Origin of the sequence: Paenarthrobacter aromaticivorans, assembly GCF_019038615.1 — a bacterium.
In the GTDB taxonomy this organism is placed as follows: Bacteria; Actinomycetota; Actinomycetes; order Actinomycetales; family Micrococcaceae; genus Arthrobacter; species Arthrobacter aromaticivorans.
The window spans coordinates 132016-146982 of record NZ_JAHOPC010000001.1 but is presented as its reverse complement, the minus strand read 5'-3'; the positions used below and the strand labels follow the sequence as shown (position 1 = coordinate 146982).

At 59.0% G+C, this 14967-nt stretch carries 13 protein-coding genes; 7 read left to right on the top strand and 6 right to left on the bottom strand.

The genetic code is table 11. From position 1 onward, the window contains the following. Positions 1-21: 21 nt before the first annotated feature. Entirely contained in the window at positions 22-663 is a 642-nt protein-coding gene (eda, locus tag KSW38_RS00670) for a bifunctional 4-hydroxy-2-oxoglutarate aldolase/2-dehydro-3-deoxy-phosphogluconate aldolase (protein ID WP_216921487.1), read from the bottom strand. Between the two features lie 10 nt (positions 664-673). Then, positions 674-1510, bottom strand: coding sequence for an MBL fold metallo-hydrolase (locus KSW38_RS00665; protein WP_254185938.1), 837 nt, complete (start codon positions 1508-1510; stop codon positions 674-676). A 306-nt stretch (positions 1511-1816) separates the two neighbouring features. Between KSW38_RS00665 and glmS the strand changes: the two genes are divergently transcribed. From glmS to KSW38_RS00640, 5 genes are all read left to right on the top strand, one after another. Beyond that, a complete protein-coding gene (glmS, locus tag KSW38_RS00660) occupies positions 1817-3703 on the top strand; it encodes a glutamine--fructose-6-phosphate transaminase (isomerizing) (protein ID WP_216921485.1) in 1887 nt (628 codons plus the stop codon). A gap of 156 nt (positions 3704-3859) precedes the next feature. Then, positions 3860-5026 carry a sugar ABC transporter substrate-binding protein gene (locus KSW38_RS00655; protein ID WP_216921482.1) on the top strand — a complete coding sequence of 389 codons (1167 nt, stop codon included), beginning with the start codon at positions 3860-3862 and terminating at the stop codon, positions 5024-5026. Positions 5027-5038: 12 nt separating this feature from the next. Continuing rightward, the gene (locus tag KSW38_RS00650) at positions 5039-6580 is read left to right on the top strand and encodes a sugar ABC transporter ATP-binding protein (protein ID WP_216921480.1); all 1542 of its coding nucleotides are present in this window, start codon (positions 5039-5041) and stop codon (positions 6578-6580) included. After that, a complete protein-coding gene (locus KSW38_RS00645; RefSeq protein ID WP_216921477.1) occupies positions 6577-7608 on the top strand; it encodes an ABC transporter permease in 1032 nt (343 codons plus the stop codon). The genes KSW38_RS00650 and KSW38_RS00645 overlap by 4 nt, the downstream gene beginning before the upstream one ends. 41 nt (positions 7609-7649) lie before the next feature. Beyond that, entirely contained in the window at positions 7650-8444 is a 795-nt protein-coding gene (locus KSW38_RS00640) for an SDR family NAD(P)-dependent oxidoreductase (protein ID WP_216921476.1), read from the top strand. 483 nt (positions 8445-8927) lie between these two features. Here KSW38_RS00640 and KSW38_RS00635 read toward each other — a convergent pair whose 3' ends face one another. The 4 genes from KSW38_RS00635 to KSW38_RS00620 all read right to left on the bottom strand — a co-directional run bounded on the left by KSW38_RS00635 (position 8928) and on the right by KSW38_RS00620 (position 12674). After that, positions 8928-9713: an SDR family NAD(P)-dependent oxidoreductase gene (locus KSW38_RS00635; RefSeq protein WP_216921473.1), complete on the bottom strand. Its 786-nt coding sequence runs from the start codon at positions 9711-9713 to the stop codon at positions 8928-8930. A 3-nt stretch (positions 9714-9716) separates the two neighbouring features. Continuing rightward, positions 9717-10346, bottom strand: coding sequence for an aldose epimerase family protein (locus KSW38_RS00630; protein WP_216921471.1), 630 nt, complete (start codon positions 10344-10346; stop codon positions 9717-9719). A 376-nt stretch (positions 10347-10722) separates the two neighbouring features. Beyond that, positions 10723-11757 carry a zinc-dependent alcohol dehydrogenase family protein gene (locus KSW38_RS00625; RefSeq protein ID WP_216921469.1) on the bottom strand — a complete coding sequence of 345 codons (1035 nt, stop codon included), beginning with the start codon at positions 11755-11757 and terminating at the stop codon, positions 10723-10725. Next, positions 11733-12674, bottom strand: a complete 942-nt coding sequence (locus tag KSW38_RS00620) for an SMP-30/gluconolactonase/LRE family protein (RefSeq protein ID WP_216921467.1) — start codon at positions 12672-12674, stop codon at positions 11733-11735. Before KSW38_RS00620 ends, KSW38_RS00625 begins: the two co-directional genes overlap by 25 nt. A gap of 230 nt (positions 12675-12904) precedes the next feature. On the opposite strand from KSW38_RS00620, the gene KSW38_RS00615 reads away from it, so the two are divergent. Together KSW38_RS00615 and KSW38_RS00610 are read left to right on the top strand one after the other, a co-directional pair. Beyond that, a complete protein-coding gene (locus KSW38_RS00615) occupies positions 12905-13999 on the top strand; it encodes a zinc-dependent alcohol dehydrogenase family protein (protein WP_216921465.1) in 1095 nt (364 codons plus the stop codon). A 9-nt stretch (positions 14000-14008) separates the two neighbouring features. After that, positions 14009-14962 carry a substrate-binding domain-containing protein gene (locus tag KSW38_RS00610; RefSeq protein WP_216921462.1) on the top strand — a complete coding sequence of 318 codons (954 nt, stop codon included), beginning with the start codon at positions 14009-14011 and terminating at the stop codon, positions 14960-14962. The last annotated feature ends 5 nt before the right edge of the window (positions 14963-14967 follow it).

Sequence of the window (14967 nt, the reverse complement as noted above, 5' to 3'; positions counted from 1 at the left end):
TTTTGATGGGGTCGGTGGTCGTCAGAGCGACGCCACCGAGGGGGAGGCCAGGCGCGCGGCCTGGCTGGCTTTGGTGTGGATGTCATCCCAGCGCTGGCCGGCGATGTCCGTTTTGGTGGCGATCCAGGATCCTCCGCAGGCCACCACGTTGGGCGCCTGCAGCCAGGATTCCAATGACGTAGCCGTGATTCCGCCAGTGGGCATGAACGTGACATCCGGGTAGGGTGCCGCGAAGGCTTTGACCAGCGGCAGCCCGCCCACGGCCTCGGCGGGGAAGAGTTTCAGCAGGCGGAGGCCAAGTGCCCGGGCGGCTTCAATCTCCGTGGGTGAGGTGACTCCGGGAATGATCGGCACCCCTGCCGCCTGTGCCCTGCCGACCACCCCGGGATTCAGCCCGGGTGACACCAGGAAGTGAGCGCCGGCTTCGACAGCCGCATCCACATCGGCTTCGGAAAGGACCGTACCGGCACCCACCAGCAGCCCCGGCACTTCACGCACCATACGGGCGATGGCCTCAGCCGCGGCCGGTGTCCTGAAGGTCACTTCGGCCACTGGCAGCCCGGCTTCCACCAGCGTTTGTCCCAAGGGGACGGCGTCCGCGGCGTCTGCTATTTCGATGACGGGTACGATCCGCAATTGCCGGAGGGCGTCTTCAAGGTCCATGTCAGCGTCCTTACTGAAGTTTGATGGTTGGTTTAGGAGTGTCGATTCGGTAGCAGTGGCCGACCTCCGGGAGGGTCCATTGCAGGTCCCCGGCAACGCCGCCCAATTCCCTGGCGGCGTCCTCGCGCTCAACGGTGTTGAAATCGAAAAGTCCAAAGTGGTGTCCCACTAAGACGGGAATGTTCGCCTCTTGGCAGAGGGCTGCCGCTTCGCGCACCGTAAAGTTTCCGGGAACACCGTTCTGCTTCCGGTGCTCGTCACGCCCGTTGATGGGCAACAGGGCGACATCGACGCCGTGACGTCGCAGCAGTTCAGCCTGCCCCTCGTACGGAGTGCAATCACCTGAGTGATAGATCCGCACACCGGCGATCTCCAGGATGTAGCCCAGGAACACCGAATCGCCATTGGCGTCGAATTCAAGCTCTTCGTGAGCTGCCGGAACCGCCGTCACGGTGATGCCGCCATCAAGTTCAACGCTGCTTCCGGAGGTTACTGCTATCAGGAGTTCTTCCGGGATGTGCCGGTCTTGGGCGATCCGGGTACGGGCCCTGGGGGCGAAGAAGAAGGGGCGGTTCATTACTTGCAGCGATTGGATAGTTTCGGGATCCATGTGGTCAGTGTGGGCGTGCGTGTGCAGCACGGCCATTACGTGCCGTACCTCCCGCGGACCGACAGGCACGGCATGAAGCCGTGTATGCGGAAAGACCGTGCCTGCGTACTTCACGGCAAGCGTGTCCGAAAGATAGGGATCAATGAGCAGTCGGCGTCCATTGTGCTCAACGGCAAAGCCGGCCTGCCCGAGCCACCAGAACCTCAGTTGCATCGACGAATCAGTCGCCCGAGTCAAGTAATCAACTCCTGGCCCGTCGGGGAGTTCCTGGACTGCTGGGCTGTTCACTTACCGGCCCTCTCTGTGGAAAAGCCTGTCCGGGCCCACGCAACGGCAGCTGCGTTCGTGCGGCGACGACGGCGGCTCAGCCTCGACGACTCCGTCGCACCCCTTTGTGTACGGTCAAGCATGTTCCAGTGCCTTTCTGGACTTCTAAAGAGTTCGTGTCCGCTCCCTTGCGGCGGTCTCAGGACTAGATTAGCAAGAATTTTCCAATGAGCAATACAAGTTGGAAAAAACTTTTTCCTTTACTACCCTGTCACTATGTGCGGAATCGTTGGCTATGTTGGCAAAGAGGATCTTGCTTGGGGTGAACACCGGGCAGTTGGTGTGGTCATGGGCGGCCTCAGGCGTTTGGAGTACCGCGGGTATGACTCCGCGGGTATCGCCCTTTTGGGGCGGGAAGGCATCAATGTTCGAAAGAAGGCCGGCAAGCTAGGCAATCTGGAAGATGCACTGACCAGCAATCCATTGCCATCGGCGCATGTCGGGATAGGACATACACGATGGGCAACGCACGGGGCACCGACCGACGGCAATGCCCACCCGCACCTGGCTGACCATGGTCGACTGGCCGTGGTCCACAACGGGATTATCGAGAATTCCGCGTTACTTAAGCGACAGCTTGAAGCCGCCGGACACGCCTTCTCCTCAGACACGGACACCGAAGTTGCCGCCGCCCTCTTGGCGGACGCGTACCGGACCCTTGATCCAGAGGTCGCCGACGACAGACTTGCCGAAGCGATGCGGGTCGCCTGCGCGAAACTTGAGGGATCATTCACATTGCTCGCCGTGCACCGCGACCATCCCGGCCTCATCGTTGCGGCGCGTCGAAATTCCCCCCTCGTGATCGGACGCGGCGAAGGCGAAAACTTTCTTGGCTCGGACGTGGCAGCGTTCGCCGACTTCACCCGGTACGCGATTGAGCTCGGTCAGGACCAGGTAGTCAGCCTGACCTCGGACAAAGTGACCATCACCGATTTCAGCGGCGCCGAGATCCAGGGGCAGGAATTCCACGTGGACTGGGACCCTTCTGCAGTCACCAAGGACGGCTACCCCTCCTTCATGGCCAAGGAAATCCAAGAACAGCCCGATGCCGTCCGCCGAACCCTGCAGGGAAAAGTGGACGCCCAGGGGCGCATTACTCTCGCGGACACGGACATCGAGGCCGATTTCCTGATGGGTCTCAAAAAGGTCATCGTCATTGCCTGCGGCACGGCTTCCTACAGCGGCCAAATAGCCAAGTACGCCATCGAGCGATGGGCCCGGGTCCCGGTGGAAGTCGACCTCGCGCACGAATTCCGCTACCGAAGTCCCATGCTCGACCAGCACACCCTGGTCTTGGCCATATCTCAATCTGGCGAGACCATGGATACTCTCATGGCCGTACGCTATGCCCGCGAGCAGGGTGCCAGGGTTCTGGCAGTCTGTAACACTCCCGGCGCAACTATTCCACGGGAATCCGACGCGGTCTTTTACACGCAGGCCGGACCCGAGGTCGCAGTAGCCTCAACCAAAGCCTTTCTTACTCAGGTGACGGCCGTCCTGATACTCGCCTTATATCTCGCGCAGCTTCGCGATGTTGGGGTGGGCGCGGAAATAGGCGATGCGGTTGAGGAGTTGCGGGGGATACCAGAGAAGGTGAAGCAGGTCTTGGCATCCGAGCGGCAGATCAAGGATTTGGCAGGCGCTCTGGCCGGTGCGCCCGCAGTCCTGTTTATAGGCCGTCACGTCGGATACCCGGTTGCCCTCGAGGGCGCACTCAAGCTCAAGGAGCTGGCATACACCCACGCTGAGGGATTCGCCGCAGGCGAACTGAAGCACGGACCGATTGCGTTGCTCGAACCCGGCCAGGTAGTCGTGGTCATCGTGCCTTCACCTATAGGCAGCCCGATCCTGCACGCCAAGACGATGTCCACCATCCAGGAAATAAAGGCCCGCGGCGCCACCATCATCGGTATCGCCGAAGAAGGTGACAGCGTTGTGAACACTTGGGCCGACGAGGTGGTAGCACTGCCTCCAACGCACCCACTGCTAGCGCCGTTGCTTACCACAGTTCCCCTGCAGCTGCTTGCGGCACATATTGCCCTCGCCAGGGGCATGGACGTCGACCAGCCGCGGAATCTCGCAAAGTCGGTAACCGTCGAATAAAGAAATCAAAAAAGTTTCTTCCGATCTTATAGTAAAGACTGAAACTTCCTGCTATTTTGATGATGTTGCCAATGAAGGCAGCCACTGCACCGCATGACGCACGCAACTCCACCGTTCGCGAACCGTCTGCAGGCGCACATTTAGAGAGGCAGAACCATGTTTCGACGGAGAAACCCCAATCAAGCAGGTGCTGTCGTCGCAGTATTCACCTGCCTTGTTGCACTCATCACAGGTTGTGGACCAGCTGCAACGACTCAATCATCAGCCCAAGACTCCGGAGCTTCTTCGGCCTTCACGGCCAAAGTCGCCGCTGACGTAGCCACGGCGACAGCTGCGCAGACAGCTTCCACCAACCCCGTGCCGGCAACCAGCGACCCAATCGTCCACGGCAAGAAGATCGTCGTTATCCCTTGCTCCATGGCCGTTGAAGGTTGCGCCCGGCCAGCGCGCTCAATTATCGAGGCTGCACATCTGCTGGGCTGGGAGGCCAGTATTGATGATCCGGCCAGCGACAGCACCAAGATTTCTGCAGCCATCCAGCGGGCTGTATCGAAGAAAGCGGACGCCATTGCACTCACGTCAATTGACGCTGCTGCCGTTCAAGGGGATATTAAGGCGGCAAGGGACGCAGGCATCGCTGTCACGTGCAACATGTGCGGTAACAAAGATGATCTCTACGAGTCAATGGTTCCGAGCCTGGATGAGAATAACAAAGCTGGGTACCTTCTGGGTGAATTTGCCTACCTCGAAGCCCGCAAGCGCTTCAACTCAGCTCCCAAGTTCATTGTTCTCACCGATCCGGAGTTTGACACGGTCAAAGCCAGGGTCAGTGGCCTGAAGCAGTTCATCGACGATTGCAAGGCAGCGGGAGCTGGCTGCGAAAAGGTCGCGGAGGGCTCGTTCCTGGCTGGCGAAATCAGCACCGTTGCACCTGGTCGCGTGGCCCAACTGGTCCGCAGCAACCCTGGTTACAACGTCATGTTCGCAGGGTTCGACGCAGCAATGCTGTTCTTCTCCCAAGGATTGCAACAGGCGGGACTCGCGGACACTAAGAAGGCCTTCGGCATCTCCGTAGATGCGGACGTGGCCAACACCGAAATGATCCGCAAGGGGGGCTTCCAGGCCGCATCGGTTGGATTTGCCTTTGGCAGGGCCGGATACGGACATGTGGATAACCTGAACAGGCTCTTTGACGGACAGGCGCCTGTGGACCAAGGTGTCACCGGCAAGCTTGTCACCAAGGACAATGTCCCTGGGTCCGGAGGCTGGGATGGAGACTTCGACGCGACCACGCTGTACAAGCATCTGTGGAAGGTCGGTTAGGTGGGCATGGCCATGCCGCAGACGAATGTCCTTACGGTGCAGGGCCTTTCGAAAACATTCACCGGACAAAGGGCCTTGAACGAGGTGAGCCTCGACCTCCGAGCCGGCGAAGTCCATGCACTTTTGGGGCAGAACGGATGCGGAAAATCGACCCTCATCAAATGTCTTGCAGGCTTCCATCACGCCGATGAAGGCGCACAGGTGCTGCTCGACGGGGAACCCGTAGCTTTTCCCTATGAACCAACAAAGGCTGCTTCCCTCGGCTTGGTTTTCGTACACCAAGATTTGGGTCTCATTCCTAACCTGTCCATTACGGAAAACTTCGAAGCATCAAGAAGCTACGGAACCAGGCTCTTTTCGAAGATCTCCTGGGCGAGGATGACGGCCAACACCAAGGCGACGTTGACCGAGTTAGGCCACGGGGATCTCGATCCCACTACGCCTGTGGGTCGGCTTCCGATAGCCCATCAGACTATCGTGGCTATCGCCAGGGCACTCAGTACGGCCTCCGAAGGCGCAAAAGTGCTGGTCTTGGACGAACCAACAGCGGCACTGCCCGATGCTGAGGCAGTGCTCCTGTTCAATGCCGTGCGGAAGGTCGTTGATCGAGGCGTCGCCGTGCTCTACGTGACCCACAAGCTCGAGGAACTGCCGGCGTTTGCGGACCGCGCCACTGTCCTCCGCGACGGGCGCAACGTAGACACAGTCGACATCCGTGAAACAGACCGGGACCGACTTGTCCACCTGATTGTAGGGAAAGAGGTCGCGGCCACTTCGGACATTCCCAAACCCCACATCACGGCCGAACGCGAGCTCATGGCAGTCCAAGGGATTTCCGGCACGCGACTGCGTGATGTGTCTTTCAACATCCGGGCAGGAGAAATCATCGGCATTGCGGGCATGCTCGGATCCGGCAGGAGCGAACTCGCGCGAATTCTCTTCGGTGCCCAAAAGCCATCAGCAGGAACTATCTTCGTGCGAGGCAGGAAAACCTGTTTCAAGACCCCGCGCGACGCCGTCGATCACAAGATTGCGCTGATTCCCGAAGACCGCCGACGAGAAGGCGGAGTACTGGACATGAGTGTAGGGAAGAACCTCACCATACCGTCGACCAAGAAATTCTGGCAGGGCGTCAGGATAGCCAAGACCGCGGAAGAGAAGTGGATTTCACAAAAGATCCACGACTACGACGTGCGACCTGCAGAATCAGCCCGACCGTTTCGTGTTCTCTCAGGCGGAAACCAACAAAAAGTGGTTATCGCCAAATGGCTGGAGACCAAACCCGACGTCGTCATCTTCGATGAACCAGTCCAGGGCGTTGACATCGGTGCCCGCGCTGAAATCTTCAGCCTCATCAGTCAAGCAGCGAGCCAGGGCGCGGCAGTCATCCTCATTTCCTCCGAACTTGACCAGATGATCAGTCTCAGCCATCGCGTCCTCATACTCCGCCGCGGCAGAATCGTAGCTGATGAACCAACTCCAGGACTGGCGGCAAGCACGGTAACCCGTGCCATGTACTTCGACGAAGAACCCATCAAGGAAACATCATCATGACTTCTACCCTGGGCCCCTCACGGCCAAACACACAAAAGAACCAACCGGCCGGAGGACGTCGCCCTCTCTACAACCGGTCCAAGGAATCCTTGCCGGTGTTCTTCTCCCGGATCGCATTGCCCTTGTTACTCGTTCTCCTCATCGGCATCTTCTCAGCTGCCCGACCAGAGACATTTGCAACCGTGGACAATCTAAAGACAGTCCTGAATCTTCAGTCCGTGCTCACGATTGTTGCAGTCGGGCTGCTGCTTCCGCTCATCGTCGGGGAACTTGACCTTTCCGTCGCCGCGAATCTTGGGCTTGGCTTGATCCTTGCCACCGGCCTTACCTCCCAACAGGGACTCCCTGCAGTGCCAGCGATCATTATCAGTATCCTGGCCTGCACAGGGGTTGGAGTGATCAACGGCCTGCTCGTCAGCAAGGTCGGAATCAATTCCTTCATCGTAACCATCGGCATGTCCACGATTCTCGCCGGCCTGATTGGCGCCTACACACTGGGCAACGTGTTTTACGAGAACATTCCCGCGGAACTGACCGGATTGGGACAGGGCAATATCGTCGGAGTCCCCATCCCCGTGATCGTCGCTGCCGCCGTCAGCCTGATCATGTGGTATCTGCTCTCCCAGACCCCCGCGGGGCGGTTTCTCTACGCCATCGGTGGATCCCGGGACGCCGCCCGGCTCTCCGGGATTGCCGTTCCACGGCTGACCATCGGAGCCTTCGCCGGAGCAGGCGCGCTAGCCGGTATCGCGGGCGTTGTCCAAGCCGGCATCCTGGGCAGCGGCAGTCCCACTGTTGGACCTCCCATGCTGCTACCGGCCTACGCTGCCGTCTTTCTCGGAGCGACAGCCTTTTCGCCGGGCCTGTTCAACGTCTGGGGGACCGTTGTAGCCGTCATAACCCTCCAAGTGGGCACAACCGGTTTGGCCCTTCTCGGCGCCCCGTTCTGGATCGAACCCCTCTTTACGGGGACAGCCCTTATAGCCGCCGTTGCGGCTACCCGCTTCCTCCGGGGACGAGCCAACTAGTCCGGATACCCAGGATCACCCACCAACAAAGGAACAACCACATGAAAATAAACCTCGACGGGAAAACCGCCCTCGTCACCGGATCCAGCCAAGGCATCGGGCTGGCCATTGCCAAGGGCCTGGCTGAAGCTGGCGCCGTTGTCACTATCACCGGCCGTGATGCAGAACGTTTGGAAAAGGCTGCCCAAGACGTCAATAACCTCGGCCTGGCCGGAAAGCTACAGCCGATCACAGTGGACCTGTCCACAGAACAGGGAACTTCACGCCTGTTCGAAGCCCTCCCCACCGTGGACATCCTCATCAACAACCTCGGCATTTTCGAACCGAAATCCTTTTTTGAGATAGATGACGCAGAATGGATCCGCTATTTCGAGGTCAACGTGTTGTCGGGCATCAAAACGGCGCGCCAGTACCTTCCCGGCATGATGACCAACGGTTGGGGCCGCGTCGTATTCATCTCCAGTGAGTCAGCCCTGCAGATCCCCCCGGAAATGATGCACTACGGCGCAACGAAGACCATGCAACTGGGTGTTTCGCGCGGCCTCGCCGAGCTGACTGCCGGGTCGGGCGTCACGGTTAATTCCGTACTGCCGGGACCCACGTTTTCGGAAGGTGTGTCGGATTTCGTGGTCAAGATGGGCGGTGACTCGCAGTTGTCAGCAAGGCAGCAGACCGACGACTTCGTCAAGGAACACCGGCCTACGTCCTTGCTCCAGCGGGCAGCCAGCACCGAGGAAGTCGCTAACTTGGTGGTCTACCTCAGCTCGCCGCAGGCATCAGCCACGATCGGTGCAGCCGTTTCCGTTGACGGCGGTACCCGCCGGGCCATCTTCTAGAATCTTCGTGGGCCCAGCCCGGGGAGACTCTTAGCCAAAATACCCACGATGGACGAATAAGATCCTCAACTTGGAAGGGTCCGGACACGGTTTCCACAACGCGCCCGGACCCTTCCGTTTGCGGTCACAGAAGGTAGCCCTGCATGTCGCTCGCGTATGGGGATACTCATTGGCCAGCTTGTACCATCACTCACGACGACGTGGTTGTTACATCGTCATAGACAAGATGTTGCGGCGACTATTAGAACCAAAGTTGTCAACACGGCTTCCCTGACTGAACCAAGCCATGACACCCGGCCGGCCAGCCAGCGAATGTTGGCCGATCGGAGGGAAACCAGGGTGTCGCCGCCGGGCGCTTCGAGTTTTGACCTTTGCCGGCGATCATCTCGCACGTTTTATCTGGATGCCTAAACGGACAGGGAGGATTAGGACAGCAGACGCTGCTGCCCTGATCCTCTCCGTATCGGTCCGCCAACCGGGTGCTCAGCGGACCGCGTACTCTTCGCCTGGCATATTGCCGTTGATTGTGTAGCCGCCGTCGACGGAAAGAACGGCCCCGGTAGAATACGACGCCTCCTCCGAGGCGAGGTAGGCAATGGCCGAGGCGATCTGGCTGGACTGCGCGACATCGCCAAGCGGGATGCGTTTGCCTAATGCAGCCAGGACCTCCGTCGTGTACATCGGAGTCGTAAGTGCGGACCACGTCGCGCCTGGCCTCACCGCATTCACGGTTATCCCATATTGCGCCCAGTCGGCGGCGAGAGTGAACGTCAGAGCTTCGATTCCGCCCTTGGAAGCTGCGTAACTGGCGGCGTCGCGGAGGGAGATTGCAGCATGGATTGAAGAAACATTGACTATGCGCGCAGCGAGCCCACTGGCAACAACGTGTCGGGCAACCGCTGTCGACATCATGAAGACACCGCGTAGGTTGACCCCGATGACACGATCGAAGTGGTTAGCCGACATCTCCAACGCCGGCATGATTTCGAGGATGCCGGCGGCGTTCACCAGCGAGAAAGGCACTCCCTGCAGATTGACGACTTCCTGCACGGCGGCACTTACAGATTCTTCGTCACTGACATCTACCCGGTAGGCCACGGCAAGGCCGCCAGCCTGCCTGATTATGCCAGCTGTTTCGTCTGCCCGGTCGGGCGAGATGTCGAAAACTGCCACTTCAGCGCCCTCCGAAGCCAGCCGCAGCGCTGTGGCCTGACCTATGCCTGCCCCGCCGCCGGTAACGATAGCGACTTTTTCCTTGAACCGGTTCATAGACTAAACATCTCCTAGTTGTGCTTGACCTGATGCATCCACGCCCAAAGGGACTTGGTTGGATCGGACACGTTGCACGGCAAGTGTGAGATCAACATGCACCGTCTCGCCGCCAGCGACTCGGAATGGATCAGGCTCAGCATTCAGGGGTGCAAAAGGGGAGGTTGTATGCGGTTCCACTGCTACGATGTGTTCCGAACCCCACCATGGATAGCCGCCAGGCGCATACGATTCCTCCCAAATCCACAGTTCTGGAAAGACCTCCTTCGGCCACGTCATGGTAACCAGAAGATCCGAATCGGCGGATTTGAGACCAAACCATCCGGCGCTTACTTTTGCGTACAGCAGATCGGCGCTGTGCGAACCAGGGGGAGCTAAGTCAAGTCTGCCGACCCCGGCAGCAGCGAACGCATCGACTGCCGCACCCGCGGCGTGCTGCTGCGACGGGGCGAACTGTTCGGGATGACTCCGCAGTGACTCGAAGGGACCGTAGACAGTCGCAGCTCTGGCGACCGTCTGTGTATTGAAAGCAGGGTGAAATCCCCAGTGGACCGGCAGGTCCTGCTCCGCCAGATTCGTGACACTGGCCGCGATCTGGAGCACCCCGCCATCGACTTTGAACGTCTTCTGCATGGCAAATGGGTATCGCGTGAGGACAGTGCTGCACTTCAACGTCTGACCGTCCACCACTGTGGCCCATGGACGCCTCAAGGCTTCGCCATGAAACGGGAGCACTGCCCCTCTGAATTCAGACGCCGGGCCAGCATTCGGGAACAACTCCTGGATCCCACCTGGATACCGGTCAAAGTATGAGCTGGCATCAGCGTCATAGCCACCGCGCTTTGGAGGTATTCCTTCAGACCGTCGGTTGCGCCAAAGGATCTCCGTATCCGTAGGACGCCAACGCATCGAAAGGATATCGGCTCCACGTTCAGGATTGATGGTCACGGATAGCAAGTCGCTGTCCAGCTGGAAGGTCTGCCCATCGGTATTCTGCGAAATGCTCACTTTAGGCCCAACCGATGACAGTTTTGCCCACGCTGCCGTTGGCGAAGTCGGAAAAAGCCGCCGGCCCGTCCTCGATACCTGCGACGCGCGTAATGATCGGGTCCAGGTGTACCTGACGTATTGCAGCTTCGCGAACAGCTTCCATCATCAGTGGAACACTGAACACGAACATGCCGCGCAGGGTGATCTGGCGCATGATGAGATCTGGCACGGGGTCAAGTTCGAATCCCGGACCCAATCCCACGAAGACCACGGTTCCCCAGGTCTTCACCCCTGCGAGAGCAGCTCGCCGGCCGTGAATGTTACCGGAGGTTTCGATGACGACGTCGGCCTTGTCAGAGTGCCATCGAAGAATGTCGAAGTCGGCGGAGTCGTACACGTCGCCGAATCCAATCTCTTTGGCAAACCTGCGCCGCTCGGGACTGGGATCTGTGGCAATCGCGTTCAAACCAAGGGAGCGCGCCCAAGTCAGGACGGCAAGACCCACGGGTCCTGCTCCGATGACGAGCACGGTGCCTCCGGGACTTACCTCCGAACGCTTCAGCGCTTGGTAGGCCGTCGTGGCTCCACACGCGAGAAAGGCACCTGCGGCAAAGCTCACCGATTCGGGTAGCACTACGGCGTCCTTGGCTGTTACGACAAGCTTGTCCTGGCACCCCCCCGGCCGATTCAAGGAATAAACGCTTGCCTGCTCGCAGTGCACATCCCACCCCTTGCGGCATGTTTCGCAAGAGCCGCAGCCTGAGTAGTGCTGAACAGCAACACGATCGCCTACTGCCGGATAGTTGACTCCTGGGCCAACAGATAGAACAACGCCGGCAATCTCATGGCCGGGGGTCATCTCTGGGGAACGCGGTTGCGTTGCGTGTTGCATTTCCTCATGCGTCATGTGGAAGTAGTGCAGATCGCTGCCGCACAGACCGGCAGCTTTGACATCAAGGAGAATCTCTCCGGGCCCCGGGTCGGGCACCTGTGCATCGACGACGGACACCCTCTCTTTATCGGCAAATCTCAGAGCGCGAATTGACTGTGACATGGTTTCCTTTCAAATGATGCAGCCGGAGCATCCACTCGGGCAGCCATGAGGACGGATTCAAAGGTTGTGCTCGGATCGGATACCCCAAGGGGAGGGCTGCAGCACAAATAAAGGGTTTGGCCGTCATGTCCGCCCAGCGCGACCGCGTAAGCGCTCAATTCACCTACGTCGACTGCTTCAAGGATCTCCCCATCCGGTGCTATGCGGAGAGCTGCGTGGGAATTGGCCGAAGCAACCCAGACGGCGCCTTCCGCGTCTACGGCAAGCCCATCTGGCAGTGCATCCAACTCACGCGCGGCCCTTTCTATATCCAGGTACTCGGGAGCCACATTGAACTGCTTCAATACCCGGCGGCCACCGAGGACGGGCCCGCCCCGAGCATCCACCGTGTAGTCGAAGGCCGTTAACCGGCCCGCAAATGTCTCGGCGACGATGATCTGGTCGTGGTTTGAGCTGAAGACAATTCCATTTGGGAAGACGAGTGGCCTGGCGACGATGTCTGCCCCTCCAGACGGTGATACCCGTACCAGCCCGGTCGTCCGCAGGGACCCCGGGTCGGCATCCGTGTTACCGAAATTTCCGACGAAGGCCCAGCCTTCAGGAGTCACAAGCATGTCGTTGGCATATCCGTCAATAAGATGCCCGAACTCTGCATGCGTTGTCAGACGCGTCCCGTCCCACCGCATTATTGTTCTGCCCAGCATTGAGACGATCAACATCGACCCGTCTGCCAGAAAGCCGAGCCCGGAGGGACGTCCCGGGACAGAACACACCGGTACGTGGGATCCATCCTCTTCAATTCTCAAGACCGTCTCAGAGTAGAAGTCCGATACGTACAGTCCGGATGCATGCCAGCGCGGGCCCTCCAGGAACGTGAAGCCCGAAGCCACGAGGGTTGCCGGGCGAGTCTTAATCAAGGGCACTGTTCCACTTCCTCCTCACCCATCACCTAGTATCATATTACGGACAAGTGATCCGTCTCACGATAGACTAGTCGATGAGGGCCATTCGAGCGACCCTGGAATCCTTCAAATCCTACTAGAAAATATTTCCAACTAGAACTACTATTTAGGTAGTTATTTTCATCCATCGTTCATGATCCCTCGAAGTGAGATTGAGCTGGATTGAATCTCGCAAAGGAGCGAACATGCCAGAAACGGCCCCCCCTTCAACAATGCGCGCAGTCGTTTTCGACCAAGGATCATCGAGTCGCCTCGACCGTGTGCCGACACCATCACCATCGGCTGGCGAAGTGCTGTTGCGGCCGATCCGCGTTGGAGTCTGCGGGACCGACGAGCATCTCCTGCACGGTGGCTTCATCGCCAAATTCCCGCTCATTCCAGGACATGAAATCGTTGCCGAGATTGTCGGCTACGGTGATGGCACGCACGGCCCAGACATCGGGACCCAAGTAGTAGTTGACCCGACAGTTTTCTGTGGCGATTGCCCCGCGTGCAAGCGCGGCCAACCCGGCTACTGCAGCAGTTTTGGCTCCCTGGGCTGCGATCGGGCAGGTGGCTTCGCCGAGTTCCTGGTCGCCCAAACGTCCAAAATCTTTCCCACCAACGGCCTCAGCCCCGACGTGGCGGTGCTCGCCGAACCCACGGCATGCGCCATGCACGGGGTGGATATTCTGGCACTCAAACCCGCCTCAGATGTGCTTATTTTCGGAGCTGGTCCCACCGGTCTCATCCTTGCCCAGCTCCTGCGCATGGCCGGAGCTGCGCGAGTCACCGTTGCCGCGCCCACCGCTTCGAAGCTTGACCTGGCAAAACGGCAGGGCGCTTCCCACACCGTTCAGGTTGACCGCTCCAACCCCCAGGTTGCGGAGGCAGAGCTGCGACGAATCGCCCCGGAGGGATTCGACGCAGTTGTTGAAGCGACAGGATCCATTTCAGTCCTGGAAATGGGGGTCGGTCTGACACGCAACGGCGGCACGATTTTGGTATACGGGCTTGCCGGGGAACAGGCTCTGGCCAAGGTGCGGCCATACGAGATCTTCAGTCGGGAACTAACCATCAAGGGTTCGTTTGCGCAGGCCCACTGCATCGACAGGGCGCTTTTCGCCCTGCAGTCCGGACAAGTCTCCACCGAAGGAATCATCACCAGCGCAATCGGGCTTGAACAGTTCCAGCACGCCCTCGACAACCTTCACGACTCAGAACAAATCAAATCAGTCATCATCCCCAACAGTACCGAACGGGACGCACGAAGCCGTGTGTCCGTTTTCACCCAAAATTAGGAGAACCCAATGAAACCATCCAAATCCTCCCGCTTCCGCCTGGGAGTCGCAGCTCTCCTGGCTTCCTCCGCTGCTTTGGCGCTAAGCGGGTGCAACGCAGCCGCCAGCGATTCTGGATCGGGCTCCCTCAAGATCGGCGTGACGGTCGCCAACTCCACCAATCCATTCTTTCAGCAGGAGACGAAGACTGCCGAGAAGTATGGCAAGGAAGCCGGGGCTGAAGTCCTCTCCCAGGTTGCCAACGAGGACGTACAGACCCAGTCGAACCAGATCGACCAGTTCATTACGTCGGGCGTCAGCTTCATCGTGATTGACGCTGCGGACACCGATGGAGTTGGCCCGGCCGTTAAGCGTGCCATCAGTGCAGGGATCCCAGTTATCGGCGTGGACAACCAGTCCAAGAATGCCACCGTGAATATCACAACGGACAACACCCAGGCGGGTGAAATTTCTTGCAAGTCGTTGGCTGAACAACTCGGTGGCAAAGGCAAAGTGGCGATCTTGAATGGCACGCCCGTCTCAGCTGTTGACGACCGGGTTACAGGCTGCAAGCGGATCCTCGAACAGTACCCAGGCATCAAGATCGTGGCGGACCAACGAGGTGAAAACAGCAGGGATTCAGCCTTGCCGATTGCCACCGACATCCTGACCGCGAATCCGGACATCAATGGCTTTTTTGCGATCAACGATCCTACGGCTGTTGGCGTCAAACTGGCCGCAGAACAGAAGGGCGTCTCAGTCATCATCACGTCGGTGGATGGGGCCAGTTCGGCCACCGATGTGATTGCAGCTAAGGGGTTGATTACGGCAACGGCGGCCCAGGATCCTGCAGCACTCATGCGACAGGCCATTGATTTGGGAATTTCGATCAAGAAGGGCAAGCAGCCCGAGAAGTCACTGGTCTTGGTACCCACCGAACTCGTGGACGCAAGCAACGTCTCGGCTTATACCCCTTGGGGCTGAGCAGA

Bases quoted from the DNA above. Each gene is read 5' to 3' on its own strand.
- eda (WP_216921487.1), bottom strand. From the start codon at position 663: ATGGACCTTGAAGACGCCCTCCGGCAATTGCGGATCGTACCCGTCATC.
- glmS (WP_216921485.1), top strand. From the start codon at position 1,817: ATGTGCGGAATCGTTGGCTATGTTGGCAAAGAGGATCTTGCTTGGGGT.
- KSW38_RS00655 (WP_216921482.1), top strand. From the start codon at position 3,860: ATGTTTCGACGGAGAAACCCCAATCAAGCAGGTGCTGTCGTCGCAGTA.
- KSW38_RS00650 (WP_216921480.1), top strand. From the start codon at position 5,039: ATGCCGCAGACGAATGTCCTTACGGTGCAGGGCCTTTCGAAAACATTC.
- KSW38_RS00645 (WP_216921477.1), top strand. From the start codon at position 6,577: ATGACTTCTACCCTGGGCCCCTCACGGCCAAACACACAAAAGAACCAA.
- KSW38_RS00640 (WP_216921476.1), top strand. From the start codon at position 7,650: ATGAAAATAAACCTCGACGGGAAAACCGCCCTCGTCACCGGATCCAGC.
- KSW38_RS00635 (WP_216921473.1), bottom strand. From the start codon at position 9,713: ATGAACCGGTTCAAGGAAAAAGTCGCTATCGTTACCGGCGGCGGGGCA.
- KSW38_RS00630 (WP_216921471.1), bottom strand. From the start codon at position 10,346: ATGCAGAAGACGTTCAAAGTCGATGGCGGGGTGCTCCAGATCGCGGCC.
- KSW38_RS00625 (WP_216921469.1), bottom strand. From the start codon at position 11,757: ATGTCACAGTCAATTCGCGCTCTGAGATTTGCCGATAAAGAGAGGGTG.
- KSW38_RS00615 (WP_216921465.1), top strand. From the start codon at position 12,905: ATGCCAGAAACGGCCCCCCCTTCAACAATGCGCGCAGTCGTTTTCGAC.
- KSW38_RS00610 (WP_216921462.1), top strand. From the start codon at position 14,009: ATGAAACCATCCAAATCCTCCCGCTTCCGCCTGGGAGTCGCAGCTCTC.